The 26,945-nt window shown below is 58.8% G+C and carries 25 protein-coding genes; 9 read left to right on the top strand and 16 right to left on the bottom strand.

The window, feature by feature from the left end; all coding sequences use genetic code 11:
* Window positions 1-89 precede the first annotated feature (89 nt).
* The 5 genes from ecpA (at window position 90) to EGY08_RS09180 (ending at window position 6,264) form a co-directional block, all read left to right on the top strand.
* Complete coding sequence (ecpA, locus tag EGY08_RS09200; RefSeq protein ID WP_004129459.1) at window positions 90-677, top strand: common pilus major fimbrillin subunit EcpA; 588 nt, start codon at window positions 90-92, stop codon at window positions 675-677.
* Window positions 678-738: 61 nt separating this feature from the next.
* On the top strand, window positions 739-1,407 hold the full coding sequence (locus EGY08_RS09195) for a hypothetical protein (protein ID WP_004133761.1): 669 nt from the start codon (window positions 739-741) through the stop codon (window positions 1,405-1,407).
* A gap of 25 nt (window positions 1,408-1,432) precedes the next feature.
* Complete coding sequence (locus EGY08_RS09190; protein WP_123828423.1) at window positions 1,433-3,958, top strand: fimbrial biogenesis outer membrane usher protein; 2,526 nt, start codon at window positions 1,433-1,435, stop codon at window positions 3,956-3,958.
* Between the two features lie 19 nt (window positions 3,959-3,977).
* Complete coding sequence (gene ecpD, locus EGY08_RS09185) at window positions 3,978-5,591, top strand: fimbrial adhesin EcpD (protein WP_224326426.1); 1,614 nt, start codon at window positions 3,978-3,980, stop codon at window positions 5,589-5,591.
* A complete protein-coding gene (locus EGY08_RS09180) occupies window positions 5,560-6,264 on the top strand; it encodes a fimbria/pilus periplasmic chaperone (RefSeq protein ID WP_004129473.1) in 705 nt (234 codons plus the stop codon). The genes ecpD and EGY08_RS09180 overlap by 32 nt, the downstream gene beginning before the upstream one ends.
* A 27-nt stretch (window positions 6,265-6,291) precedes the next feature.
* On the opposite strand, the gene EGY08_RS09175 is transcribed toward EGY08_RS09180, so the two are convergent.
* Genes EGY08_RS09175 through EGY08_RS09160 form a run of 4 tightly spaced genes read right to left on the bottom strand, consistent with a single transcriptional unit; the run spans window position 6,292 to window position 9,356 of the window.
* On the bottom strand, window positions 6,292-6,975 hold the full coding sequence (locus EGY08_RS09175; RefSeq protein ID WP_004129475.1) for an amino acid ABC transporter permease: 684 nt from the start codon (window positions 6,973-6,975) through the stop codon (window positions 6,292-6,294).
* Window positions 6,965-7,717, bottom strand: a complete 753-nt coding sequence (locus tag EGY08_RS09170; RefSeq protein ID WP_004129476.1) for an amino acid ABC transporter permease — start codon at window positions 7,715-7,717, stop codon at window positions 6,965-6,967. Before EGY08_RS09170 ends, EGY08_RS09175 begins: the two co-directional genes overlap by 11 nt.
* Window positions 7,714-8,532, bottom strand: coding sequence for an amino acid ABC transporter ATP-binding protein (locus EGY08_RS09165; protein ID WP_004133749.1), 819 nt, complete (start codon window positions 8,530-8,532; stop codon window positions 7,714-7,716). Before EGY08_RS09165 ends, EGY08_RS09170 begins: the two co-directional genes overlap by 4 nt.
* Window positions 8,533-8,546: 14 nt before the next feature.
* Entirely contained in the window at window positions 8,547-9,356 is an 810-nt protein-coding gene (locus tag EGY08_RS09160; protein ID WP_004099328.1) for an ABC transporter substrate-binding protein, read from the bottom strand.
* 436 nt (window positions 9,357-9,792) lie between these two features.
* On the opposite strand from EGY08_RS09160, the gene EGY08_RS09155 reads away from it, so the two are divergent.
* Entirely contained in the window at window positions 9,793-9,975 is a 183-nt protein-coding gene (locus tag EGY08_RS09155; protein ID WP_004129481.1) for a hypothetical protein, read from the top strand.
* 107 nt (window positions 9,976-10,082) lie between these two features.
* Here the strand turns inward: EGY08_RS09155 and EGY08_RS09150 are convergent, their stop codons facing one another.
* From EGY08_RS09150 to EGY08_RS09125, 5 genes are all read right to left on the bottom strand, one after another.
* Entirely contained in the window at window positions 10,083-10,778 is a 696-nt protein-coding gene (locus EGY08_RS09150) for an ABC transporter ATP-binding protein (protein WP_004129484.1), read from the bottom strand.
* On the bottom strand, window positions 10,771-11,553 hold the full coding sequence (locus tag EGY08_RS09145; RefSeq protein WP_004129487.1) for an ABC transporter ATP-binding protein: 783 nt from the start codon (window positions 11,551-11,553) through the stop codon (window positions 10,771-10,773). Before EGY08_RS09145 ends, EGY08_RS09150 begins: the two co-directional genes overlap by 8 nt.
* Entirely contained in the window at window positions 11,540-12,589 is a 1,050-nt protein-coding gene (locus EGY08_RS09140) for a branched-chain amino acid ABC transporter permease (protein ID WP_123828422.1), read from the bottom strand. Before EGY08_RS09140 ends, EGY08_RS09145 begins: the two co-directional genes overlap by 14 nt.
* Window positions 12,589-13,488, bottom strand: a complete 900-nt coding sequence (locus tag EGY08_RS09135) for a branched-chain amino acid ABC transporter permease (protein ID WP_112165869.1) — start codon at window positions 13,486-13,488, stop codon at window positions 12,589-12,591. Before EGY08_RS09135 ends, EGY08_RS09140 begins: the two co-directional genes overlap by 1 nt.
* Window positions 13,489-13,641: 153 nt before the next feature.
* Window positions 13,642-14,748: an ABC transporter substrate-binding protein gene (locus tag EGY08_RS09125; RefSeq protein WP_024359092.1), complete on the bottom strand. Its 1,107-nt coding sequence runs from the start codon at window positions 14,746-14,748 to the stop codon at window positions 13,642-13,644.
* Between EGY08_RS09125 and EGY08_RS30765 the strand changes: the two genes are divergently transcribed.
* A complete protein-coding gene (locus tag EGY08_RS30765) occupies window positions 14,741-14,884 on the top strand; it encodes a hypothetical protein (RefSeq protein ID WP_162626045.1) in 144 nt (47 codons plus the stop codon). The genes EGY08_RS09125 and EGY08_RS30765 overlap by 8 nt on opposite strands.
* 260 nt (window positions 14,885-15,144) lie before the next feature.
* Here the strand turns inward: EGY08_RS30765 and eutC are convergent, their stop codons facing one another.
* The 3 genes from eutC to eat are packed head-to-tail and all read right to left on the bottom strand — an operon-like array spanning window position 15,145 to window position 18,697.
* Window positions 15,145-15,921: an ethanolamine ammonia-lyase subunit EutC gene (gene eutC, locus EGY08_RS09120; RefSeq protein ID WP_004129497.1), complete on the bottom strand. Its 777-nt coding sequence runs from the start codon at window positions 15,919-15,921 to the stop codon at window positions 15,145-15,147.
* Window positions 15,918-17,306, bottom strand: a complete 1,389-nt coding sequence (locus EGY08_RS09115; RefSeq protein ID WP_123828421.1) for an ethanolamine ammonia-lyase subunit EutB — start codon at window positions 17,304-17,306, stop codon at window positions 15,918-15,920. The genes eutC and EGY08_RS09115 overlap by 4 nt, the downstream gene beginning before the upstream one ends.
* Window positions 17,307-17,317: 11 nt before the next feature.
* Window positions 17,318-18,697, bottom strand: a complete 1,380-nt coding sequence (gene eat / locus EGY08_RS09110; protein ID WP_004129501.1) for an ethanolamine permease — start codon at window positions 18,695-18,697, stop codon at window positions 17,318-17,320.
* A 290-nt stretch (window positions 18,698-18,987) separates the two neighbouring features.
* On the opposite strand from eat, the gene mmuP reads away from it, so the two are divergent.
* Window positions 18,988-20,394, top strand: a complete 1,407-nt coding sequence (mmuP, locus tag EGY08_RS09105; RefSeq protein ID WP_004129511.1) for an S-methylmethionine permease — start codon at window positions 18,988-18,990, stop codon at window positions 20,392-20,394.
* A complete protein-coding gene (gene mmuM, locus EGY08_RS09100; RefSeq protein ID WP_004129514.1) occupies window positions 20,381-21,313 on the top strand; it encodes a homocysteine S-methyltransferase in 933 nt (310 codons plus the stop codon). Before mmuP ends, mmuM begins: the two co-directional genes overlap by 14 nt.
* Before the next feature lie 89 nt (window positions 21,314-21,402).
* On the opposite strand, the gene fbpC is transcribed toward mmuM, so the two are convergent.
* The 4 genes from fbpC to uhpC all read right to left on the bottom strand — a co-directional run bounded on the left by fbpC (window position 21,403) and on the right by uhpC (window position 26,942).
* Entirely contained in the window at window positions 21,403-22,449 is a 1,047-nt protein-coding gene (fbpC, locus tag EGY08_RS09095) for a ferric ABC transporter ATP-binding protein (RefSeq protein WP_049112661.1), read from the bottom strand.
* An 11-nt stretch (window positions 22,450-22,460) separates the two neighbouring features.
* On the bottom strand, window positions 22,461-24,539 hold the full coding sequence (locus tag EGY08_RS09090; protein ID WP_004129518.1) for an ABC transporter permease: 2,079 nt from the start codon (window positions 24,537-24,539) through the stop codon (window positions 22,461-22,463).
* A gap of 70 nt (window positions 24,540-24,609) precedes the next feature.
* A complete protein-coding gene (locus EGY08_RS09085; RefSeq protein ID WP_004133724.1) occupies window positions 24,610-25,641 on the bottom strand; it encodes an ABC transporter substrate-binding protein in 1,032 nt (343 codons plus the stop codon).
* Window positions 25,641-26,942, bottom strand: coding sequence for an MFS transporter family glucose-6-phosphate receptor UhpC (uhpC, locus tag EGY08_RS09080; protein WP_004129536.1), 1,302 nt, complete (start codon window positions 26,940-26,942; stop codon window positions 25,641-25,643). The genes EGY08_RS09085 and uhpC overlap by 1 nt, the downstream gene beginning before the upstream one ends.
* Window positions 26,943-26,945: the final 3 nt, after the last annotated feature.

The following is a 26,945-nucleotide window of genomic DNA, read 5'->3' as shown; positions in this document are numbered from 1 at the left end:
CAATAAATATTATGCGGCCTGAATTATGGCGGGAAATGCACACAGACGTGGGACATCAGGTCCCTTAATAAACTCAGGATGAAAAAGCTATGAAAAAAAAGGTTCTTGCAATTGCTCTGGTAACCGCGTTTGCCGGTATGGGTGTCGCTCAGGCAGCTGACGTTACTGCTCAGGCAGTCGCTACCTGGTCCGCAACCGCCAAAAAAGACACTACCAGCAAGCTGGTGGTGACTCCGCTGGGCAGCCTGGCTTTCCAGTATGCCGAAGGGATTAAAGGCTTTAACTCACAGAAAGGCCTGTTTGATGTGGCTATCGAAGGTGACACCACCGCGACCTCATTCAAACTGACTTCTCGTCTGATCACGAACACTCTGACTCAGTTGGATACCTCTGGTTCAACCCTGAGCGTGGGCGTTGACTACAACGGCGTTGCGGTCGAAAAAACGGCTGACACCACCATGATCGACACCGCTGCGGGCACCCTGGGCGGCAACCTCAGCGCGCTGTCTAACGGCTATAACACCGCTGGCCGCACCACCGCGCAGGACGGTTTCACGTTCTCCATCATCAGCGGCACCACCAATGGTTCTACGGCTGTCACTGACTACAGCGCCCTGCCGGAAGGTATCTGGAGCGGTGACGTCAGCGTACAGTTCGACGCGACCTGGACCAGCTGATCCTCTCGTAGCACAAGGCAGGGGGAACGTCCCCCTGCCTTATTTCACGGACTGAATTCATATGAAAAAACACATTCTGGCCATCAGCCTGTTGCTCAGCACAATGACGCCAGCCCTGGCGCTGGATGTGGGCGATATCTCTTCATTTATGAACAGCGAAAGCAGCACGCTGAGTAAAGAGATCAAGAACACGACCGACAGCGGTCGCTTAATCAACATCCATATGGAACGCCTCTCTTCGCCGCTGGATGGCGGTAAGGTGATCCCGATGGATAAGCAGGACGAGATTTTACTGACCCCGGCTAGTCTGCTGCTGCCCGCGAAGGCCAGCGACGTGATCCGCTTTTTCTACAAAGGCCCGGCGGATGATAAAGAGCGCTATTACCGCATCGTCTGGTTCGATCAGGCGCTCAGCGATGCCCAGCGCAATGGCTCGACCCGCAGCGCGGTCGCCACGGCCTCGGCACGCATCGGCACTATCCTGGTGGTGGCGCCAAGGAAAGCAAACTTTCGCTATCAGTACGCCAACGGCACGCTGGTCAATACCGGTAATGCGACGTTGCGCATTCTTGCCTACGGCCCGTGTCTGAAGCCGGCTGACGGTAAAGAGTGCAAGGAAAATTACTTCCTGATGCCGGGTAAAGAGCGTCGCTTCACGCGCGTGAACGTTGCGGACAAAAAAGGACGGGTTGCGCTCTGGCAGGGCGAGCAGTTTGTTCCCGTGAAATAGACATTTCTTATGACGGATCAACATCATGGCTCAACCAGGGATCGCTCCAGGATTAAAAACACTCTTTGCCTCCGGCATGGTCATTTTGCTGGTTCCATTTAGCGTCACTGCCGCCTCCGACAAAGTACAGCAAATCGGCGGCGTGATTATCCCCCAGGCCTTCAGCCAGGCGCTGCAGGACGGAATGAGCATTCCTCTGTTTATTCACCTTGAAGGCGGCACCGGCACCCAGGACGATCAGCGGATCGGCAATGCCTTTATCTGGCTGGATAACGGCGTGTTGCGCGTACGGCAAATTCAGCTGGAAGAAAACGATAATAACGCCACCGTCAGCGATCAGACCCGCAAACAGCTCACCGCGCTGGCCAATGAAGCTTTCAGCAAAGAACTCAACATTAGCCTCACAGATGATGCGCAGCTACAGCTCAGCCTGCGCCAGCTGCTGCTGCAGCTGGTGGTGAAAAAAGAGGCGCTGGGTACGGTACTCCGCTCGCGCAGCGAAGATATCGGTCAGTCCAGCGTCAATACCCTCAGCAGCACGATGAACTATAACCTCGGGGTCTATAACAACCAGATGCGTAACGGCGGCAATAATACCTCCAGCTATCTGTCGTTGAACAACGTCACCGCGCTGCGCGAGCACCACGTGGTGCTCGACGGCTCGCTGTACGGTATTGGCTCCGGCAATCAGGACAGCGAAGTCTATAAAGCGATGTATGAGCGCGACTTTGCCGGTCACCGTTTTGCGGGCGGGATGCTGGATACCTGGAATCTACAGTCCCTTGGCCCAATGACCGCCGTTTCGGCAGGGAAAATTTACGGCGCTTCCTGGGGCAACCAGGCCAGTTCGACGGTATTTGATAACAGCCAGTCGGCCACGCCGGTGGTCGCCTTTTTACCCGCCGCCGGGGAGGTCCATCTGACCCGCGACGGGCGCCTGATGAGCGTGCAGAACTTTGCCATGGGTAACCACGAAGTGGACACCCGCGGCCTGCCTTATGGGATTTATGATGTCGATGTTGAAGTGATTGTGAACGGCCGGGTGGTCAGCAAGCGTACCCAGCGGGTCAATAAATTGTTCAGCCGCGGACGCGGCGCCGGCGCGCCGCTGGCCTGGCAGTTCTGGGGCGGTAGCTTCCATATGGACCGCTGGTCCGAAAGCGGTAAAAAGACGCTGCCGGCAAAAGACAGCTGGCTGGCGGGCGCATCGGCCTCCGGGTCGCTCAGCACCTTAAGCTGGGCGGCGACCGGCTACGGTTACGATAACAACGCCGTCGCCGAGACGCGCCTGACCCTGCCGATCACCGAGTCCATTAACGTGAACCTGCAGAATATGCTGGCCAGCGACAGCTCCTGGAGCAGCATCGGCAGTATCAGCGCCACGCTGCCCGGCGGCTTTAGTTCGGTGTGGGTCAACCAGGAAAAAACGCAGATTGGCGAACGGATACGGCGCAGTAATGCCGACAACCGGGCTATCGGCGGCACGCTGAACCTCAATTCACTCTGGTCAAAGCTGGGTACCTTCAGCATCAGCTATAACGACGACCGCCGCTATGACAGCCACTACTACACGGCGGATTACTACCAGACGCTTTACACCGGCTCATGGGGATCGCTGGGCCTGCGCGCGGGCCTACAGCGCTTTAATAACGGCGACAGCAGCGCCAGCACCGGGAAATATATTGCGCTCGATTTCTCGTTGCCGCTCGGCAACTGGTTCAGCGCCGGGATGACGCACCAGAATGGCTACACCATGGCCAACCTGTCGGCGCGTAAACAGTTTGATGAAGGCACCATCCGTACCATCGGCGCCAACGTTTCGCGGGCGATTTCCGGCGACACAGGTGATGATAAAACCCTCAGCGGCGGCGCGTATGCTCAATTTGATACCCGCTACTCCACCGGCACGCTGAATGTGAACAGCGGCGTGGATGGCTATGTGAACACCAACCTGACCGCCAACGGCAGCGTGGGCTGGCAGGGGAAAAATATCGCCGCCAGCGGCCGCACCGACGGCAACGCCGGGGTGATTTTCAAAACCGGCCTTGAGGATGACGGCAAGCTGAGCGCTAAGGTGAACGGCCGTATTGTTCAGCTCTCCGGCAACCGTAATTACCTGCCGCTGTCGCCGTACAGCCGCTATGAAGTGGAGCTGCAGAACAGTAAAAACTCGCTCGACAGCTACGACATCGTGACCGGGCGTAAGAGCCAGCTGACCCTTTATCCGGGCAACGTGGCGGTGATTGAGCCGGAAGTGAAGCAGATGGTGACGGTCTCCGGGCGTATCCGCGCGGAAGACGGCACGCTGCTGGCCAACGCGCGCATTAATAACCATATCGGTCGTACCCGCACCGATGAGAACGGTGAGTTTGTGATGGACGTGGATAAAAAATATCCCACCATCGATTTCAGTTACGGTAAAAACCAGAGCTGCGAAGTGGCGCTGGAGCTGAGCCAGGCGCGCGGCGCGGTGTGGGTGGGCGATGTGGTCTGTAGCGGCCTCTCCACTTATGCCCGCACGCAGCAGACAGGAGAAGGTAATGAAAGCTAAATGGCTGGCATGTTTAGTGATGTTCACGGCAGCGCTGAGCGTGACGCGGGTCAACGCAGCGGTCACCAAAACCACCTGGCCGGATGCGGCGGCCATGCAGTTTGTGTTTGTCGAAAACAACTCGGATGATAACTTCTTCGTCACCCCCGGTGGGGCGCTGGACCCGCGAATGACCGGGGCCAACCGCTGGACGGGGCTGAAATATAACGGCTCGGGCACTATTTATCAGCAGAGTCTGGGATACATCGATAACGGCTATAATACCGGTCTGATTGCCAACTGGAAGTTTGATATGTGGTTTGATAACTCCCCCACATCTCATCCGTTACAGGGGCTGCGCTGTATCAACTGGTATGCGGGCTGCGATATGGCCACCAGCCTGATTCAGCCGCAAACTACCGACGCCAGCGGTTTCTATGGCGCGACGGTAACCAGCGGCGGGCAAAAGTGGATGCATGGCATGATGTCCGATGCTTTCTACCAGTATCTGCAGCAGATGTCGGTGGGCAGCAGCTTCTCAATGACCATTAACTCCTGTCAAACTTCTGTTAACTATGACGCTACCAGCGGCGCGCGTTGCAAAGATCAGGCTTCAGGTAGCTGGTATGTACGTAAAGTCACCCATACCAAAGCGGCAAACCTGAAGCTGATTAACACCCATGCGCTGGCAGAAGTGTTTATCAACAGCGACGGGGTTCCGACGCTGGGCGAAGGCAACGCCGACTGCCGTACGCAGACGATTGGCCCCCGTTCCGGTCTGAGCTGCAAAATGGTGAACTACAATTTGCAGCATAATGGCCTGAGTAATACCTCAATTCATATTTTTCCGGCGATCAGCAACTCGGCGCTGGCCTCCGCGGTCGGAAGCTACGATATGCAGTTCAGCCTGAATGGGAATTCATGGAAACCGGTGAGCGGCATCTCTCAGTACTACACGTTTAATGAGATGAAATCATCTGACTCGGTTTATGTATTTTTCTCCAGTAACTTCTTTAAGCAGATGGTCACGCTGGGCATTAGCGATGTGAATACCAAAGACCTGTTTAATTTCCGTTTCTATAACACCACCTCGCCGGAGTCAGGCTGGTATGAGTTTTCCACGTCCAACACGCTGATTATTAAACCGCGCGACTTCAGCATCAGCATTATTTCCGATGAGTATATCGCAACGCCGACGCGCGAGGGCTACGTGGGCACCGGCGAGCCGTCGCTGGACTTTGGCTATATTGTCACCACCAGCGGCAAAACCGCCGCCGATGAAGTGCTCATTAAAGTGACCGGGCCAACGCAGGCGATCGGCGGACGTTCATACTGTATTTTCACTTCACCGGACGGTACGTCGAGAGTGCCGTTCCCGGCGACGCTGGCGTTTACCACCCAGACAGGGGCTATCAAAACGTATGACGCCGGATGTGATGATACCTGGCGCGATATGACCGATGCCCTGTGGTTAACCACGCCGTGGACGGATATTTCCGGCGACGTGGGACAGATGGACAAAACGACGGTGAAGTTTTCCATTCCGATGGATAACCCGATATCGTTGCGCACGGTGGAAGATAACGGCTGGTTTGGTGAAGTGAGTGCTTCAGGAGAAATTCATGTTCAGGCGACGTGGCGTAACATTAACTAATTTGCTGCGGATGCTTATCTGTCTGCTGTCGCTCGGATTGGCGACCGCGGCACAGGCCATCTCGGTCGGTAATTTAACTTTCTCGCTGGCGGCGGAAGATAATTTCGCGTCTAAACGGGTCATTAATAACAATAAAAGCGCCCGCTTGTATCGGGTCTCTATTGTCGCTATTGACCGTCCCGGCGGCAAAGAGGTGCGCTCCCGTCCGGCGGACGGCGAGCTGCTGTTTGCCCCGCGCCAGCTGACCCTTCAGGCGGGGGAGAGCGAATATTTTAAGTTTTACTACCACGGCCCGAAAGATAACCGTGAGCGCTATTACCGGGTCTCCTTTCGTGAAATACCCACCCGCAATTACGTGATGCGTAATCAAAGCGGGACGGAAGTGAGTATGGATCCAGTGGTGGTAGTGGACACAATCCTGGTAGTACGCCCGCGCCAGGTACAGTTTAAATGGGCCTACGATCGTGCGGCGGGTACCGTCAGCAATACCGGGAATACCTGGTTTAAGCTGCTGATTAAGCCCGGCTGTGATACGACGGAAGAGGAAGGAGACGCATGGTATTTACGGCCGGGGGACGTTGTCCGCCAGGCCACGCTGCGCCAACCGGGGAACCACTACATCATCTATAACGATAAATTTATTAAAATGACCAAAGACTGCCCGGTGAAGTAACCGGGCAGCTTTTTTCGCACTTCGTCGCTAAGCCGCGCGCCCGGCATACCGGCGATTCGCCAGCAGGCTCAGGCCGCAGCACAGCAAATAATAAACCGCGCCGGTAAAGACAAAAATCGCCAGTGGGTAAATCTGCACCCGGTTATTCACCTGTCCGGCGACGGTGGTCAGTTCAGGCACGTTGACGATAAACGCCAGCGAGGTGTCTTTGAGCAGGCCGATAAATATCCCAACCAGCGACGGCTGAACGTTGCGCAGAGCCTGCGGCAGCAGAATCAGGCGCAGCGTCTGTCCGGGGGCAAAACCCTGGGTCAGCGCCGCTTCGTACTGCCCGCGGGGCAGCGATTGCAGGCCCGCCAGCACCGAGTGCATCACCGACGCGGCGGTAAACCACGCCAGCGCCACCGTGACGGTGACAGCGCCCGGTAGATCGCTGCCGGTGAGCATGGGTAGCAGATACCACAGCCAGAAAATCACGAAAATCAGCGGGATGCCGCGAATAATCTCCGCCCACAGAAATAATAATCGCCGCACGATGCCGCCGTAGCGCCAGGCGATACCCGCCAACAGCACCCCGCCGGGCAGCGCCAGCGCGGCGGCGCCGATAGCCATCAGCAGCGTTAACACCACGCCGCCGGGAATACCGTCCGCCAGTCGTCCCCACAGCAGATAGTCGAGGTTATCGACAATCACCGCCAGATTAGCGTTCATACCCGGCTCTCCTTTGCTGATTTTTTCCCGGGCCGAGACGCGTCAGCGCCACGCCCATCACCACGCCAAGCGCCAGATACAGCGCGGTGCCGATGGCAAAGGCCTCCAGCGCATGCGCGTTGTAACTCTCAATTTGCCGCACCTGATAGGTGAGTTCGGCAAAGCCGATGCCGCTCGCCAGCGAAGAGAGCTTCATCAGATTCAAATACTGGCCGATAATCGGCTGCCAGGCGTTTGCCAGCCCCTGCGGCAGCAGAATGTGGCGCAACTCCTGCCAGGGGGTAAACCCCTGCGACAGCGCCGCTTCCCGCTGACCGTGGCTAACGGCGCGCAGCCCGGAAGCGATCTCTTCGATCAGAAACGCCGAAGTAAAGACCCCAAGCCCCCACATGGAGCAGAGAAACTCCGGCGTTAGCCACCAGACGTTGCCCGGCAGAATCGACCAGCTGTGGTCGTCGTTAATAAAATCGCGCGCCCCCAGCGGCAGCAGATTCCAGGCGGCAAAATACCAGAACAGCAGTTGCACCAGCAGCGGCGTATTGCGGAACAGCGATACCCAGGCCGCCACCAGCCAGCGTCCGGGCCGGCCGCCCCCGAGACGCAGCGCCAGCAGCAGGATAGCCAGCACGGTCGCCAGAATCATCCCGGCGACGCTGACCCAGACGGTGGTGAGAAAGCCGGAGATTATCCATTGCAGCGGCTGTCCGCTCAGCACGCCATGCCAGTCAAGATGCGGGATCACGCCTCACTCTCCTGGTGCAGCGGGTCGAGCACCTTCTGCAGGAAACGGCGGGTGCGGGCGTGCTGCGGTCGGGCGAAAAACTCGGCCGGCGGCGCGACTTCGAGAATATCGCCGCCGTCGATAAACACCACCCGATCGGCAATTTCGCGGGCGAACTGCATTTCGTGGGTCACTACCACCATGGTGATCCCGCTGTGGGCCAGGGTTTTCATCACCTGCAGCACTTCGCCGATCATCTCCGGGTCCAGCGCCGACGTAGGTTCATCAAATAGAATAATCTGCGGCGAGGAGGCGAGGGCGCGGGCGATTGCCACCCGCTGCTGCTGGCCGCCGGAGAGCTGGGCCGGCATCTGCCCGGCTTTATCCGCGAGGCCGACCTGGCTGAGCAGCGCCAGCGAGCGCTCGCGGGCGGCGCTTTTGCCCCAGCCGTGGACGCGTTCCAGCGCGAGGGTGATATTCTCCTGCGCCGTCAGGTGGGCGTAGAGATTAAACTGCTGAAAGACGAAGCCGACCCGGCTGCGCAGTTGGCGCAGGGCGCTGCCGGTAAGCTGGCGCGTCGGTTTGCCGTCGATCAAAATCTCGCCGCCGCTGAGGGACTCCAGCTGGTTGATCAGGCGGATCAGGGTTGATTTACCCGAGCCCGAAGGACCGAGGATCGCCACCACTTCGCCGGGTTCAACCTGTAAATTTACGCCGTTCAGCACCCGATGATCGCCGTAGCTTTTGGCGACATCGCGGAACTCAATGCTGGCGCGCTGCAGATGCGAAAAATCCGCGGACGATGCCGCGGAGCGTGAAAATAGAGCCGATAACATAATCTTTTTTCTGCTTATTTAGCTTCGATAGTAAAGGCGCGCGGCTGCGGGGTTTTGGTGCTCGGGCCAAACCAGACGTCGTAAATTTTTGCCGCTTCACCGGATTTTTCCAGCTTAACCAGCTCGTCATTTACCGCTTTCAGCAGGGCCGGTTCGCCTTTCTTCACGCCGACGCCAATCTCTTCTTTGCTCAGCAGATCGGGGATGATTTTGAAGTTGGCCTTGTCCGGCGCTTCCGCCAGCAGTCCAGCGAGGATGGTGCTGTCCTGAGTAATGGCCTGCACGTTGCCGTTGCGCAGGGCGGTCAGCGCCAGCGGAATGTCGTCATAGGAGAGTACGCGCGATTGCGGGAAACGCTGATGCAGCGCCTGTTCGCCGGTGGTGCCTTTTACCGCGCCGATGCGCGCTTTGCTGTAATCATCAAGCTTATCCGGGGACTTCGCCGGGACGAGGAACTGCTGGCCGGTCACGAAGTAAGGCGTTGAGAAATCAATCACCTGGGCGCGCTCCGGGGTGATGGTGATATCGGCGACGATCAGGTCGGCCTTACCGGACTGCAGCAGCGGAATACGGTTGGCCGGGTTGGTGGCGACCAGCTCCAGCTTAACGCCGAGAGATTTCGCCAGCGCTTCGGCGAAGTCCACGTCGTAGCCGACGATTTTATGCGTTTTCGGGTCTACCGAGCCGAACGGCGGGTTAGCGTCGAAGGTGGCGACTTTGACCACGCCGGCGGCTTTGATATCGGCTAATTGATCGGCCTGAGCCTGCGCGGCGAGCACCAGCATGCCCAGCGCCAGCGCGATTTTTGTTTTTGCAATGCGCATGGTTATTCCCCTGAATCCCTGTTTTGTTTTGTGTTTATCACGCTCCCACAAATCGCCCGTCGGCGGCAAAGAAGAAAAAGTTCTTATCTATAACGAAAAAGAACTTAACAAAATTGTGGATATTGTTTACCCGTTCACGGGTAACGGTGAGGCATTTTCTGCGGATTGAGAGTGAACGGAACCCTTGCGCACAGAATTACAAATCAGGCTCCGGCAAACGCTGCGGGTCCTTCCCAGCCTGCGCTGCGCTTGGCTGGGCTACGGGGCCTCAGTCGTCTGGGGTCGTGTAGCCCGGATAAGACGTTTGCGTCGCAATCCGGGAAAGGCCGCAATATGCATCCCACAGAATTACAAATCCGGAATTGATATTTCCCGTCCGTCGTCAACTGTGGTTGAAATAGACCCAGGCAAAAATGCTTCCCGACGGAGGAGAAAAATGAAAGTGGCGCTGTGGCAACGCATAACGGGCTGGCTGGCTTCTTTATCTGGATCTGGCGGAGAAGCCGGGCAGCAGGATACCCAACGCATTATGGAGGCAATATTACCGGTCGCCAGTCTCTATGGAATTGAACTTGGCAACGTAGAAACAAGGTGGTTTCGCCATGATAAAACATACTGAGCGGCGCAGGACGCGTGAAGCCTACTGGAACGAGGTGTGCTTTGTGTAGCGCGAGGCTGTTTGCGGTTGCGGCGACGCAGGAAGCGATGCCGCAGCCCTGAACAGCTTTATCCTCCAAGATACATCCGCTTAATCTCCGGATTCGCCAGCACCTCCGCCGCCGGACCAGAGAGCATAATCTTCCCATTTTCCAGCACATAGGCGCGATCGGCGATGGTCAACGCCGCCGTGGCGTTTTGCTCCACCAGCAGCACGGTAATATTCTCCTCCCGCAGCTGCTTAATCGTCGCGAACAGCTCACCGACAATTTTCGGCGCCAGCCCGAGGCTTGGTTCATCGAGCATCAGCAGTACCGGCTCGCTCATCAACGCTCTGGCGATGGCCAGCATCTGCTGCTCGCCGCCGCTCATGGTCCCCGCCATCTGGGTACGCCGTTCTTTCAGCCGGGGAAACAGACTGTACATGCGATCGCGCAGGCGGGGAAAGCCGGCGAGATTGTTGTAGGCCCCCATGCGCAGGTTTTCTTCGATGGTCAGATTGGTGAAGATGCGTCGCCCCTCGGGCACCAGCGCCAACCCCTTACGCACAATCTGGTGCGTCTGGCTGCGGGAAATATCCTCGTTGAGAAAATTGACCCGCCCGGTAGAGCGCACCAGGTTGACGATCCCGTTGAGGGTGGAGGTTTTTCCCGCGCCGTTGCTGCCGATTAAGGTCACGATCTCCCGGTCGTGAATATCAATATCCACCCCTTTCAGCCCCTGAATCACGCCGTAAAATACTTTTAACTCGCGCGCGCTAAGCATAACGAACGTCCCCCAGGTAGGCGGAAATGACGTCCGGATCCTGAATGGCTTCGGACATCAGGCCGCTAAACAGCGGTTTGCCGTACTCCAGCACCATCACCCGCTCGCACAGCTTGTTAACGAACGGCATGTCGTGCTCAATCAACAGCACGCTGAGCTGGTAGTCGTCACGCATACGGAAGATCAGATCCGCCAGATCTTCCGTTTCTTTCGGGTTCATTCCGGCGGCGGGTTCGTCGAGCAGCAGTAATTTTGGCGACGTCGCCAGCGCGCGGGCGATCTCCACCTTACGTTGGTTGCCGTAGCTGAGGTTGGTGGCCTGCACGTCGGCGAAATGGGCGATACCGATGTCGTCCAGAATCGCCATCGCTTTGGCCTTTGCCGCCCGCTCGGCGGGAAAATAGCGGCCAATATGCAGCGCTGCTTCCAGCAACGAGTAGCGGCTGGCGCTGTCGAGGCCGACCATCACGTTTTCTAATACCGTCATTGAGTTAAACAGGCGGATGTTCTGAAAGGTGCGGGCGATCCCGGCGTTGACCACCCGGTTCGGCTTCAGCCCTTTTAGCGATTTTCCCGCCAGGGTCACGCTGCCGCTGGTCGGTTTATAGTTGGCGGTAATCACGTTAAACATGGTGGTCTTACCCGCGCCGTTCGGGCCAATCAGACCAAAAATTTCCGCCTCGTCGACGTGGAAACTGACGCTGTCGATGGCCCGCAGGCCGCCGAACTGCATGGTCACGTCCTGTACCTCTAAAATGACCTTATTTTGCGCCATAGCCGCGACCTCTTTTTCCCACTTGCCAAATCTCTTTTTTGCCCAGCAGACCTTCGCGAGCGAACAGCATGATGATCAGCAGCAGCAGCGAGAAAACCACCATCCGCAGGCCCGGATACGCGCCGAGATCGTGACCGAAGAACTGGAGCGGCTGGTCGAGAAAGCGCAGCCACTCGCCGCTGCCGACCACCAGCACGGTACCGAGCAACGCGCCGGTGGTGCTGCCCAGGCCGCCGAGCACGATAATAATCAGCAGCTGAAAGGTGAGCATAAAGTCGAACAGGCCCGGCGAAATGGTGGTCAACAGCGAGGCCAGCAGGCCGCCGCCGATCCCTTCGAAGAAGGCGCTGGTGGCGAAGGCGCAGGTTTTAATGCGAAACGTGTTCACCCCCATGGCGATGGCTGCGTCTTCGTCGTCGCGCACCGCTTTCATCATTCGCCCGTACTTCGACCACACCAGCTGCAGAATCATCCCGGTCGCCAGCAGGGCGAACAGCCCGCACCAGAACAGCAGATGCGGCTGTTGCGGGATGTCGTTGAGGCCAATCGCGCCGTTGGTGATCTGCGGGTTGTTGATAGCGAGGATTTTAATGATAAAGCCGAAGCCGAGGGTCACAATCGCCAGGTAGTCGCCGCGCACGCGGAAGACCGGCAGGGCCAGGCACACCGCCAGCGTTGCCGCGCACAGGCCGCTGATCAGCAAGGCGGGCAGGAAACCGGCGTGCAGCACGAGGATCCACGGGCTGGGCGCGGCCATCTCAAACATATCCAGCTTACTATCGCTGGAGAGGATCAGCAGGGCGGTGACGTAAGCGCCGACCGCCACAAAGCCGTTGGGCTCCAGCGACAGCTGCCCGGTAACGCCGTTGATCAGGTTGTAGCTGACCGCGAGGATCATAAAGACAAAAATGGTACTGATGACGCGAATAATGTAGTCGTTGAAGACGACGTTGATCCCGGCCAGCAGCGCGATGCAGAGAACAATAATGACCAGGTTGCGCAGCTGCGCCCCGGCGGTAGTCGTAGCGTTGAGCATCAGAAACGGCTCCTTTCCAGACGTTCATCGCCCATAATGCCAACCGGGCGGAACAAGAGGACCAGAATCAAGAACATAAAGGCAAAAGCGTCTTTGTAGCCGCCCAGCTCGGGAAAGAGGGCGACCGCCACCACTTCGGTAAAGCCGAGAATAAAGCCGCCGAGCACCGCGCCGGTGACGCTGCCGATCCCGCCGAGTACCGCGGCGGCGAACGCCTTCAGGCCAATCAGCACCCCCATCAGCGGATCGATGGTGGGGTAGCTGATGGAGTAGAAAACCCCGCCCAGCGCCGCGAGGCTGCTGCCGAGGGCGAACACCAACGAGATAATGCGGTTGGCGTCGATGCCCATCAGGCGCACGGTATTGACGTCGAAGGCCACCGCGCGTATCGCCATCCCGTAGCGGGTACGGTACAGCAGCCAGAGGATCGCCAGCAGCAGCAGGACGGTGATCAGCGGCACGATCCACGCCACGTTGGTGATAATCACGTCGCCAAAGGCGCGGGTGTTGTTGAAAAAGTCCGGTGAGGAAAAGAAACGCGAGCTGCCGCCAAACAGCACGTTGAACAGGTTTTCGAGGAAAAAGCTGACGCCGATGGCGGTGATCAGCATTGAGATTTTGGAGGCCTGGCGCAGCGGGCGATAGGCCACCCGGTCGATCAGCATCCCGAACAGGCCGCACAGCGCGAGGGTCAGGAAAACGGCTACCCCGAAGGGTAGCCCAATGGAAGAAAACAAAAACAGGGTGGTAAACGCCCCGACCATCATCACGTCCGCATGGGCGAAGTTGATCAGGCGCAGCACCCCATAAACCATCGTATAACCGATGGCAATCAGGGCGTACATGCCCCCAAGGCTCATTCCATTGACCACTTGCTGGAGAAAAATGGCACCATCCATCTGATATCTCTCTTATTTTCCCTAAATAATTCGAGTTGCAGGACAAAACGGTTAACCGTTTTGAACAGTGCTTGCGCTGGCCCCGTAGGGGCGAGGCTCATGGATGAGCCGAGTAACACAGCCAGCGCACATGCAACTTGAAGTATGACGGGGTTAAGGATTAACCACGGTACGAAACGCCAGCTTGCCATCCTTCACTTCGTTGATGACCGCGCTGCGGATAGCGTCGCCGTTTTGTAACGTCAGCGTACCGGTCACGCCCTGGAAGTCCTTAGTGGCGCGAATTTTTTCGTTAACGCAAACCCGGTCGTGCGGGTCGCTGCACTGGTTCATGGCGTTGATAATGACGTTATAGGCGTCCGCCGCCATCGCGCCCCAGGTGTGGGTCGGCTGCTGGTATTTGGCTTCCCAGGCTTTAATAAACACCTCGCCCGCTGGCGTTTGCTCTTTGGCGTTAGGTGAGTAGTAGTCGGTGGTCATATAGCCGTTGACCGCGTCTTTACCGACGTCAAAAAAGACCTGATCCGCCGCCAGTCCGTCGCCGCCGACCACCGGTTTGCTCAGCCCCAGCTGTTTAGCCTGTACGGCGATGAGCGCCCCTTCGGTGTAGTAAATCGGCATATAAATCATGTCGACGTTCTTCGCCTTCACGCTGGCCAGCTGGGCCTTAAAGTCTTTGCTGCCGCCGGGGGCCTGAACTTCGATAGGTATGGTGCCGCCATTTTTCAGGAACTGCGTGCGGAAGGCCTTCGCCAGACCGACGGAGTAGTCGTTGCTGCTGTCGAAAACGATGGCGGCGGTTTTGGCCTTCAGATCGCGCGAGGCGAGGTTAGCGCCGACCACGCCCTGGAAGCTGTCGGAGAAGCAGACCCGGCTGACGTAAGGATGGTTGCGGGTGACGCGGTCGTTGGTGGCGGTTGAGGAGACCAGCGGCGTTTTGCTGTCGTCGGCGATTTTGGTCATCGCCAGGGTATTGGAGGAGGTGACTTCGCCGATCACCGCGTCGACTTTATCGCTGGAGACCAGGCGCTGCATGGCGTTAGCGGCTTCGACCTTGTCGCTCTTATCGTCAATCACGATAAGCTTCACGGTGTCGCCGTTTTTTAACGTCGGCGTAATGCTCTGGATAATATCCAGTCCTTTTTGCGACGGCTGACCGTAGCCGCTCAGCGCGCCGCTCAGTGGCAATACCACGCCGATTTTAATTTCAGCCGCCTGCGCGCTGCTGGCACCGACCCACGCGGCAACCAGCGTGGCCATTAAAGACGCTTTCCCGGAAAACTTGTTCATTGCTACCTCACCGTCGGTCGATTATTTATCTTTAACCATCAATGACTGCATAACATTGAGACATAATTCACCAGGATATCCGGCGAATTATTGGCTGTTATGTTGAATAGATAACGAGATATATTTAATGCGCAGAATTACCTTACAACGTCCGTTTCGTTTTTACTCATGCAATATTCTTATTACCTGCAGGAAAGGGCATAAGGCTGATGAAAATACTGTTTTTAGTACGGTGAGCGCATTTTGCCAGGTGGCGGCTGACGCCTTACCCGGCCTGGAAAATCCGCAATTTCAGCGCGCGCCCGAATATAATATCCAGGTGCGCTCGATAATATTAAAAATCTATTCTGCTGTTCGCGTGACTTATTATTTTAACTGGCTCAACGGTTTTATTTTTCCATGCAGCGCCGGATTATCGCTTTCATCTTTCAGGCGCACTCCGGTAAGCCGCCGCAAAAAGGCCTGCTCCAGTAGCCAGGCCAGCTTAAAAGCGGCGGCATCAAAGCTCAGCCCTTCCGGACGGATATTAGAAATACAGTTGCGCTCCGACTCCAGCCGCTGGCGATGCGGCTGCCAGGTTAAATACACCCCGAGGCTGTCCGGCGAGGAGAGCCCGGGCCGTTCGCCAATCAATATCGCCACCGCTCTGGCCTTCAGCGTTTCGCCTATATCATCGCCCAGCGCGACCCGCGACTGGTGCGCCAGCACCACCGGGGCCAGGCTCAGGCCGAGGGTTTTCAGATAGGGCAGCAGGGCGCGAATCAGCGGTACCGCCTGGCGCTGCACGGCGTACGACGACAGCCCGTCGCCAATCACCAGCAGCAGGTCGGCGGGGCGCGCGCCGCTGGTGGCGAGGTCGGCGCGGCTCTCTTCGTTCAGCTGTCGCCCAAGATCCGGGCGATTCAGATAGACATGGCGATCGCTGGCGGCGCTGCGCACGGTCAGCGTCGACAGCCCCAGTTCCGCCAGCGGCTGGACTAACTGGTCGCTGGCGAAAGGCTGGTGAATCGCATCGCGCGCCCGGGCGTGGGCGAGGCCGAAATTCAGCACTTCGCGGGTCGGCAGGCTGGCGCCGCTGCGCCCCAGCGCAATCCGCGCATCGGTAAATTCACGCAGCGGGTTCCAGGCGTCGGGAGGATTCATACCGGTTCTCCTTGCGGCAGGACGGAAAGCAGCGGATGGCGGGCATCGGTCAGACGCAGCGCGCCGTGGCGGTCAATAATCTGCATCTTCGTCAGCCAGTCGGCGAACTCAGGCGCATGCTGCAAGCCCAGCAGTCGGCGGGCGTAAAGGGCATCGTGGAACGAGGTGCTTTGGTAGTTGAGCATAATATCGTCAGCCCCCGGAACGCCGATCAAAAAGGTCAGCCCGGCCGCGCAGAGCAGCGTCAGCAGGGTATCCATATCGTCCTGATCCGCTTCGGCGTGATTGGTGTAGCAAACGTCGCAGCCGATGGGCAGCCCCATCAGCTTGCCGCAGAAGTGATCTTCCAGCCCGGCGCGGATAATCTGCTTACCATCGTACAGATACTCCGGGCCGATAAAGCCCACCACCGTATTGACCAGCAGCGGCTCAAAATGGCGGGCGACGGCGTAGGCCCGGGCTTCGCAGGTCTGCTGATCAACGCCGTGATGGGCGTTGGCGGAAAGGCAGCTGCCCTGGCCGGTTTCAAAATACATTACGTTGTTGCCCAGCGTGCCGCGGTTCAGGCTAAGCGCCGCTTCCCGCGCTTCCTGCAGCAGCGCCAGATTAATGCCGAAACCGCTGTTGGCGGCTTCGGTACCAGCCACCGACTGGAACACCAGATCCACCGGCGCGCCGCGCTCAATCAGCTGCAGGGTGTTGGTGACGTGGGTCAAAATGCACGACTGAGTGGGGATGGCGAAGCGCTGAATAATATCGTCAAGCATATGGTTTAGCTGCGCCAGCACTGGCAGGCTGTCGCTGGCCGGGTTAATGCCGATCACCGCGTCCCCGGCGCCGTACAGCAGGCCGTCGAGCATGCTGGCGGCGATGCCTTTCATATCATCGGTCGGGTGATTGGGCTGCAGGCGCACGCTCAGGCGCCCCGGCAGGCCGATAGTGTTGCGAAAACGGGTCACCACCCGGCATTTGCTGGCGGCGAGGACCAGATCCTGGTTACGCATCAGCTTGCTGACCGCAGCTGCCATCTCCGGGGTGATAGCCCTTGCGACCTCGCGCAGCGCTGCCTCGTCGGTGGCGTCATCGAGCAGCCAGTCGCGAAAATCGCCGACCGTCAGATGGCGAATCGCCGCGAAGCCCCGACTGTCGTGGGTATCGAGGATCAGGCGGGTCACCTCATCCTGCTCGTAGGGAATCAGCGGATTATCGAGAATCTCGGTGAGCGGAACCTCCGCCAGCGCCATTTTGGCCGCCATCCGCTCTTCGGCGGAGCCGGCGATAACGCCCGCCAGCGCGTCGCCGGAACGCGCTGGGGAGGCCTTCGCCATCAAGGTTTTCAGACTATCAAAGCGCCATACCTGGCCCGATAGCGTGGTTTTATACATGTGTCGCCTCCTCAGGAGACCGTACGCAGCTGCGGATCCACCGCCGCGCGCTGGCGGGCCGCTGCGGTCTTGCGAAACCACAGGTAGCCGCCGAGCATCATGGCGGCGAAAATCAGCGCCAGCAGCGTGTTGTACCAGACCATCGCCACCAGGCAGAGTACCGCCATGGCCAGGGCGAAGGCCGGCGCCCACGGATAGAGCGGCGCGCGGAACGGTCGAATCAGCTTCGGCTCGCTGCGGCGCAGTTTAAACAGCGCCGCCATCGAGGTGATATACATAACAATAGCGCCAAATACCGACATCGTGACGATACAGGCGGTCAGCGGCATCCCGCTAATGGTGATCAGCGAATCGGAGAAAATGGCGGCGATGCCCACCACGCCCCCGGCGAGGATCGCCAGATGCGGCGTGCGGGTGCGGCGGTTCAGCGTCGCCAGGCTGGCGGGGAGATAGCCCGCGCGCGCCAGCGAGTAAATCTGCCGCGAGTAGCCCATGATAATCCCGTGGAACGAGGCCACCAGGCCGAAGAGCCCCAGCCACACCAGCATATGCAGCCAGCCGCTGCTGTTGCCGACCACCATTTTCATCGCCTGCGGCAGCGGATCGTTAATATTGGCCAGGGTTCGCCAGTCGCCCACGCCGCCGGCAAAGATCATCACGCCGATCGCCAGCACGGTCAGAGTCAGGATGCCGCCGCCCAGCGCCCGGGGAATGGTGCGCTGCGGATCTTTAGCCTCTTCGGCGGCCATCGATGCGCCTTCAATCGCCAGAAAAAACCAGATAGCAAACGGGATGGCGGCAAACATGCCCGGCAGCGCCAGGCCGCTGAAGCTCTCCGCGCCCGCCCAGCCGTTAGCGGTAAAGTGGCTCCAGGAGAAACCCGGCGCGACAACGCCCATAAACACCAGCAGTTCGAAAATCGCTAATAACGTCACCACCAGCTCAAAGGTGGCGGCAATGCCCACGCCGAGAATATTCAGTGTCATAAAGATGATGTAGGCGCCGCAGGCCACCCATTTGGGGTCGAGCGCCGGAAACTGCACGTTAAGGTAGGCGCCGATGGCCATGGCGATGGCGGGCGGGGCGAAGACGAATTCAATCAGGGTCGCGAAGCCGGCGATAAACCCGCCGGTCGGGCCAAAGGCGCGGTAGGCGTAGGCAAATGGACCGCCCGCATGCGGAATGGCGGTGGTCAGCTCGGTAAAGCTAAAAATAAAGGCGCAGTACATCGCAGCGATGGCCAGCGCGACGATCATAAAGCCCAGCGTCCCGGCCTGGGACCAGCCGTAGCTCCAGCCAAAATACTCTCCGGAAATAACCAGCCCAACGGCGATCCCCCATAAGCGGAAACTGCCGAGCGTTCTTTTTAGCGTTGTGGTTTGCTCTGTCATGTTCGTTGCCTCGCCAGATAAAGATATCGGGAGGGTTGCAAAGAGAATGCCAGGGCATACCACCGATAAACGCGGCGGTTTACGCCAACGAGGATCAAAAAAGGGGCAGACCGCAACCGGCGGGAGAGCCGCCGTGGTGCAGTTGCCCGCAAATGTGGCGTTGCTGGTGCACGATGGCGCCAGCATCTTTTTTACGCCATCGCGCCAGGTCGCTTTGCAATTTAGCAGTGGTCGCGGTATAAGGAATCTCTTACTTGGATGTTTAGATGTCTATACGCCCATGAGGTCAAATGCAAACAACACAACAACAAGGTGGGCAGCTTAAGCGCACCATGAAGACCCGCCACCTGATCATGCTGTCGCTGGGTGGCGTTATTGGCACAGGGTTATTCTTTAATACCGGCTATATCATCTCCACCACCGGAGCGGCGGGTACGCTGCTGGCCTATCTGATTGGCGCGCTGGTGGTCTGGCTGGTGATGCAGTGTCTGGGCGAACTCTCGGTGGCGATGCCGGAAACCGGGGCGTTTCACGTCTACGCCGCGCGCTATCTTGGCCCGGCGACGGGATATACCGTCGCCTGGCTTTACTGGCTGACCTGGACCGTGGCGCTTGGCTCCAGCTTCACCGCTGCCGGGTTCTGCATGCAGTACTGGTTTCCGCAGGTGCCGGTATGGGTCTGGTGCGTTGTGTTCTGCGCGGTTATTTTCGCCCTCAACGTTATCTCTACCCGCTTCTTTGCCGAAGGTGAATTCTGGTTCTCGCTGGTGAAAGTGATCACCATTATTGCTTTTATTATTCTCGGCGGGGCGGCGATCTTCGGCATTATTCCGATGCAGGATGGCTCGCCGGCGCCGGGGCTGCGCAATATCACCGCCGAAGGCTGGTTCCCGCACGGCGGTCTGCCGATCCTGATGACCATGGTGGCGGTCAACTTCGCCTTCTCCGGCACCGAGCTTATCGGCATTGCGGCCGGGGAAACGGAAAATCCGCATAAAGTGATTCCGGTGGCCATTCGCACCACCATCGCCCGGCTGATTATCTTTTTTATCGGCACCGTCTTCGTGCTGGCGGCGCTGATCCCGATGCAGCAGGCGGGGGTAGAGAAAAGCCCGTTTGTGCTGGTGTTCGAAAAGGTGGGGATCCCCTACGCGGCGGATATCTTTAACTTTGTGATCCTGACGGCGATTCTGTCAGCGGCCAACTCCGGCCTCTACGCCTCCGGGCGGATGCTGTGGTCGCTCTCCAATGAAAACACGCTGCCGGCCTGTTTTACCAAATTGACCAAAAACGGCGTGCCGCTGACGGCGATTTCGGTGAGCATGCTCGGCGGCGTGCTGGCGCTGTTCTCCAGCGTCGTGGCCCCGGATACGGTATTTGTCGCGCTGTCGGCGATTTCCGGCTTTGCGGTCGTGGCGGTATGGCTGAGCATCTGCGCCTCGCACTTTATGTTCCGCCGCCGCCATCTGCAGCAGGGGAAGGCGCTAAGCGAACTGCACTACCGCGCGCCGTGGTATCCGCTAGTGCCGGCGCTGGGATTTGTGCTTTGTCTGGTGGCCTGCGTGGGTCTGGCGTTTGACCCGAGTCAGAGGATTGCGCTGTGGTGCGGGATCCCGTTCGTGGCCCTGTGTTATGGTGCGTATTATCTGACTCGTTCACGGAAACTCACCCAGGAGCCTCAACATGTCGCAGAATAATCCGTTAACCGCCCTCCTTGACGCAAGGCCCTTTATCCTGCTGGACGGCGCGATGGCGACAGAGCTGGAAGGGCGCGGCTGTAATCTTGCCGACAGCCTGTGGTCGGCGAAAGTACTGGTCGACAATCCGGAGCTTATCCGCGAAGTTCATCTCGACTATTTCCGCGCCGGTGCGCAGGTGGCGATCACCGCCAGCTATCAGGCGACGCCGGCGGGCTTTGCTGCCCGCGGGCTGGATGAAGCGCAGTCGAAAGCGCTGATCGGCAAAAGCGTCGAGCTTGCCCGTAAGGCGCGGGAGGCGTATCTGGCGGAAAACCCGCAGGCGGGCGCGCTGCTGGTTGCCGGTTCGGTCGGGCCGTACGGCGCCTACCTGGCGGACGGCTCGGAGTATCGCGGCGATTATCTCCGCAGCCATGAAGAATTTCAGGCGTTTCATCGTCCGCGCGTTGAAGCGCTGCTCGACGCCGGGGCCGATCTGCTGGCCTGTGAAACCTTGCCCAACTTCGCCGAGATTAAGGCGCTGGCAGAGCTGCTGACCGCCTATCCGCGCGCGCGGGCGTGGTTCTCGTTTACCCTGCGCGATGCGCAGCATCTCAGCGACGGCACGCCGCTGCGGGAAGTGATTGGGGTGCTGGCAAACTATCCGCAGGTGGTGGCGCTGGGCATTAATTGTATCGCGCTGGAGAGCACCACCGCCGCGCTGGCGCATCTGCATAGCCTGACGGCGCTGCCGCTGGTGGTTTATCCTAATTCCGGGGAGCACTATGACCCGGAGTCCAAGACCTGGCATCACCACGGCGAAGCCTGTGAAACGCTGGCGGGATATTTACCTCAGTGGCTGGCGGCGGGGGCGAAACTGATTGGCGGCTGCTGCCGCACGACGCCGAAGGATATTGCCGAACTGAACGCACGGCGTTGAGTTTGCGCCGGGTAGCGGCTGATGCCTTACCCGGCCTACAACGTGCACGAACCGTAGGCCGGGTAAGCGTAAGCGCTACCCGGCATCAATCACCCAGCATCCGCTAACACAAACATCCCGTACGGATGGATTTCGAGATAATAGTGCTCGCCGACGTCCGGCTGCAGACGGGTGGCGTTAACCTGCAATAAGATCTCCTGCCCGTGCCACTCTACCGTCACCTCATACTGCGGCCCCATATAGGCCACGTGGCGGATCGTGCAGCGCTGGCTCTCCTCGCCGCGATCGCTCAGGGTGATCGCCTCCGGGCGGACGCCGACGCTGCCCTCGCCGTGGGCGGCAAAATGCGGCGGCCTCGGCAGCCGATAGCCATAAATATCGACGAAACCCTCGCTGAAGGCGGCCGGGAACAGGTTGGCGTCGCCCATAAAGCTCGCCATAAAGCGCGACGCGGGTTGGCGGTAAAGATCCTGCGGCGAGCCGATCTGCATGATATGCCCCTTATTCATCACCAGCACGGTATCGGAAACCGCAAAGGCTTCACTTTGATCGTGGGTCACGTACAGCGAGGTAATATCAAACTGCTTTTGCAGTTCGCGGATCTTGTCGCGCATGCTGCGCCGCAGGTTGGCGTCGAGGTTACTTAACGGCTCATCAAACAGCAGCACCTTCGGCTTGAGGATCAGGGCGCGCGCCAGCGCTACGCGCTGCTGCTGGCCGCCGGAGATCTGATCGACATAGCGGTCTTCGAATCCTTCCAGATCGACCATCGCCAGCGCCTCTTTCACCCGTGCTTTGACGTCGCCGCGCGGCACGCCGAGCATTTTCAGACCGTAGCCGACGTTGTCCCCCAGCGACATATGCGGGAACAGGGCATATGACTGAAACACCATACAGATATCGCGCTGCTGAATGGAGCGATGGGTGACGTCTTCACCGTCGATGTAAATCTGCCCTTCGCTCGGTTTTTCCAGCCCGGCGACCAGGCGCAGGATGGTGGTCTTGCCGCAGCCGGAAGGGCCGAGCAGCGTCACCATTTGCCCCTGTGGGATGGTGAGATTGATATTGTCGATAACCATGTTGCTGCCGAATCGCTTGGTGACGTTGCGCAGCTCAACAAAATTTTTCTGACTCATAGAGCGCTCCATTACGCCTGGTTTTTGGCTTTTGAACGGGAGATACGCGCTTCCCCGATCAGCCAGTCAAAGAGGAAAATAATCGCCAGCATCACTACGATCAGAATCGATCCGTAGGCGATCGCCACGCCGTATTCGCCGTCTTCCACCCGGTTGAGGATATAGGCGGTAGCGACGCGGGTGTCCGGCGTCACGAGGAACACAATGGCGCTGACGGTGGTAATGGCGCGCACAAAGCTGTAGATCAGCGCCGAGAGGATCGCCGGGCGCAGCAGCGGTAGCAGAATGTGCGTGATGGTGCGCAGAGAACCCGCGCGCAGGCTGAGCGAGGCTTCGTCGAGCGATTTGTCGATCTGGCCTAAACCGGCAATGCCTGCCCGAATGCCCACCGGCACGTTACGCATCACCATCGAGATAATCACTATCGCCGCCGTTCCTGTGAGGTACACCGGCGCGCTGTTAAAGGCGAGGATATAGGAGACGCCCGCCACGGTGCCCGGCACCGCGAAGCACAGCATGGTGGTGAACTCGATGGTCTTTTTGCCTTTAAACTGCTGACGCACCACGATCCAGGCGATCAGCAGGCCGAAGGCGGCGGTGATCGGCGCGGCGATCCCGGCATACAGCAGGGTATCAAGCAGCGAAGGCCACGCACCGTCGCTCATCCCCTGGCCGAACAGCTTGATGAAGTTATCCAGCGTCAGGGTGTAGTCCACGCCCCAGTTAACGGTAAAGCTGCCGTAGAAAATGCTGCCGTAGAGCAGGGCGTTAAAGGCGATCCACACCGCCAGAATGGCGATCACGCTCCACACCAGGGTCACCGGCAGCGGCTGCACGTCGCCGCGATAGGACTTGCCGGAAACCGTGACGTAAGAGCGCTTGCCGATCCACATATACTGAATGCAGAACACCAGCAGCGAGAACAGCAGCAGGAATGCGCCGAGGGTACTGGCGGCCTGATAATCGAGCTGCGAACCGGTGATATAGAAGTAGATTTGCGTCGCCAGCACGTCGAAGTTGCCGCCAAGCACCAGCGGGTTGCTGAAGTCGGCCAGCGACTGAACGATGACGATTAAAAACGCGTTCGCCAGCGCTGGTTTCAGCAGCGGGACGAAGACGCCATTGAAGGTCTGCCAGCGGCTGGCGCGCAGGGTGTACGACGCCTCCTCCAGCGACGGATGAATGGTCTTAATCGCGCCGTCGAGGATCATAAACGCCATCGGGGTGAACGCCAGCACCTGCGCCAGCCAGATGCCGGTAAATCCGTACAGCCAGTTGGTGTTGGTTAAGCCGAACCAGTCGACCATCAGTTCGGTGACGTAGCCGGAACGGCCCATCATCAGGGTAACGCCGAGGCCGACGACAAAGGGCGGGGTGACGATTGGCAGAATCGAGAAAATGCGGCCGATAATCGCGCTGCGCTTCGCGATGCGGGTGGTGTAAATCGCCAGCACCAGACCAAAGAAAGTGCAGCCGATGCCTACCGCAATCGACAGGGCGATGGAGTTGAGGATCACCTGGACAATATGCGCCTGCGACAGCACGGCCATAAACGCCAGCGGGGCAAACTCGCCGGCGTCGTTGGTGAACATCGGGATAAAAATGGCGATGCTCGGCCAGACGATAAAGACGCCGATTAACGCCACGATGGTGACCAGCGAACCAATCACAAAGCGGTCGCCGCCCAGCCATTCCAGGCGGGTGAGCGCCAGGGTCATGATGGCCCCCAGCGCGACAAACAGCACGATGGTGGCGTAGCCTAACCCGCGGCCTTCCACGGTGGCGCTGACGACAATAAACGCCATACATAAAAATGCCCAGCCGGCATCAAGATAGTGGCGGCTGCGCTGTTCTCGTCTGGCTTCCTGCCATGGACGAATCAGTAGCAGGCTCGGCAGCAGATACCACAGCCAGCTGATATTGAACTGTGACCAGCCGTAGGCCGCGAGAATTTCATCGCGCGTGGACTCCAGCAGACCGTAATCCAGGCTCCAGCTCGGCAGCAGGGCGAACGCCAGCCAGCCGAATAAAACCCAAAGGAATATCGCATCCCGCTTTTTCACGGGATGGAGTGCAAGTGTGTGTGACATAAGTTTTCCGGTGTTGTATGTAGGCCCGGTAAGCGTGAGCGCCACCGGGCATTAACCGCAAAATGTGGGCTTATTTACCCATCTTCACTTCGCTAACCCATTTATTGATGAGCGCTTTACGCACGTCCGTTGAGCCGTATTTATCCATGTCGTAGTTGATAAGCTTCAGGTCGTCGAGCTTCAGCGAGTTCGGCGAGGTTTCGGCGGTGGTGTTGGTCAGGATCTGATAAGACTTACCTTTCTTCCACGCCAGCTCCTGGGCCTCTTTCGACAGCACCCAGTCGACGAACAGCTTGGCGTTGTCGAGGTTGCGCGCGCCCTTCAGAATGCTCACGCCGCCAATTTCGTAGCCGGTGCCTTCGCACGGCGAGATCAGCTCCAGCGGCGCGCCCTGTTCTTTTTCCAGCGAATAGTCGTGCAGGAAGCCGATGCCGATGGCCGTTTCGCCGCGGGCGGCGTTGCGCGCCGGGGCGATCCCGGATTTCGTGTACTGGGAGACGTTAGCGTTGAGCTGTTTAAGATAATCGAAAGCCTGATCGTCCCCCCACAGCTGGGCGAAGGTCGCCAGCGCGGTGTAGGCGGTACCGGAGCTCTGCGGGTCGGCGATCTGGATTTCGCCTTTGTATTCCGGTTTGGTTAGATCCTTCCAGCATTTCGGCACCGGCAGGTTTTTCTCTTTCAGGCGCTGGGTGTTAACGCCGAAGCCGAGAATGCCGACGTATACCGCCGAGGAGTAGTTGCCTTTCAGCTTCGCCGGATCGCGGAACTGCTCCATGACCTGCGTAAGATTCGGCGATTTATAGGGCTGCAGCAGGCCCATTTCGCCGGCCTGGGACTGCGGATCGAGCGTGCCGCCGTACCAGACATCCGCCTGCGGGTTTTTCTTCTCGGCGTCAACCTTCGCCAGCGTGCTGCCGGAGCCATTGCGAATAAACGAGGTTTTTACGTCGTATTTTTCGCCGAAGGCTTTGGTTTCCGCCTCACACATTTCGTTGGTGGCGCTGCAATAGACCACCAGACGACCTTTGGCGTGCGCCGCGCCGCTTAACGTCGCCAGCGCAATGCCGGAAGCAATCAGGGTTGTGACCAGCGTTTTTTTCATTATTTTATCCTTTGAGCAGCAGAGGTAGTAATGCTCGCCATCAGCAGCGGCATCAGTAATAAACCCATCAGTACCGCGGCGACGGAGAGTAAACTGAACATCCCCGACCAGCCGTAGCGTTCAATGACCAGCGACAGAGGCCAGCCCGCCAGCGCTGCCCCCAGATAGGCGAACAGGCCGAGAAATCCGCTGATGGAGCCCGCCGCCGCTTTGTGTCCGCACTCCACTGCCGCGAGGCCAATCAGCATTTGCGGGCCGAAAACGAAGAAGCCCACCGTAAAGAAACAAACCGCCAGCAGCGCGTAGTGGTGCACCGGCGCCAGCCAGAGCGCGGCGACGGAGACCATCAGCCCCAGCGTGAACAGTAAAATCATCGGCGCCCGCTGGCCGCTGAACAGCAGATCCGAGCCCCATCCGGCGAACAGCGCCCCGAGCAGACCGCCCGCTTCAAACAGCATCACCGTGGCGTTGGCGCTGAGCAGATTGACGCCGTGGCTCTCCGTCAGCCAGATGTTGCCCCAGTCGTTGAGCGCGATGCGGATCAGGTAGACCAGCACATAAGAGACGCCCAGCAGCCAGATCATCGGATTCTTCAGCATCGTGGTGCGCAGCATTTGCCACAGCCCCATCGGCGGGCTTTGCCGCTCCTGGCGTAGCTCCAGCGGGTCGTTACGCCAGGCGCCCACCGACGGCAATCCCTCTTCGCGGGGCGTTCCTTTCAGCTGTAGCGTTAACCAGATGCCTGATGCCATGCTGATCATCCCCGGTGCCAGCATCGCCGCCTGCCAGCCCCACCAGTGGGCGGCAAAGGCGCTAATCAGCGGGATAATCGCTCCGCCGATATTGATCGACATATTCCAGCAGCCCCACCAGAAACCGCGTTCGTTGCGCGAGTACCAGTGGGTTAGCAGGCGGGCGCAGGGAGGCCAGCCCCAGCCCTGAAAAAATCCGTTCAGCGTCCAGACCGCCAGCAGCAGCGTCAGCGACTCGCCGAAGGCGAACACCACGTTCAGCAGACCGGTGGCGAACAGGCCCGCGCCCATAAACCAGCGCTGTCCGTGGCTGTCGTGCCACAGTCCGGCGGCAAACTTTGACAGGCCGTAGGTCAGATAAAACAGCGACCCCAGAAGGCCGATATCGCCTTTATCCAGCCCCAGATCCGTTTGCAGCGCCGGCAGAACGTAGTTGACGCTTTTGCGCGTCAGGTAAAACGCCGCATACCCGATGACCATGTACATCAGCAGCTGCGGACGCAGCGTTCGGTAATGGTGATTAATGTCGGTTGCTGAGCGTGCGTGCATAGC

It is taken from the genome of Klebsiella sp. FDAARGOS_511, assembly GCF_003812845.1.
Lineage (GTDB): Bacteria > Pseudomonadota > Gammaproteobacteria > Enterobacterales > Enterobacteriaceae > Klebsiella > Klebsiella grimontii.
This window is presented reverse-complemented; position numbering and strand designations above follow the sequence as displayed.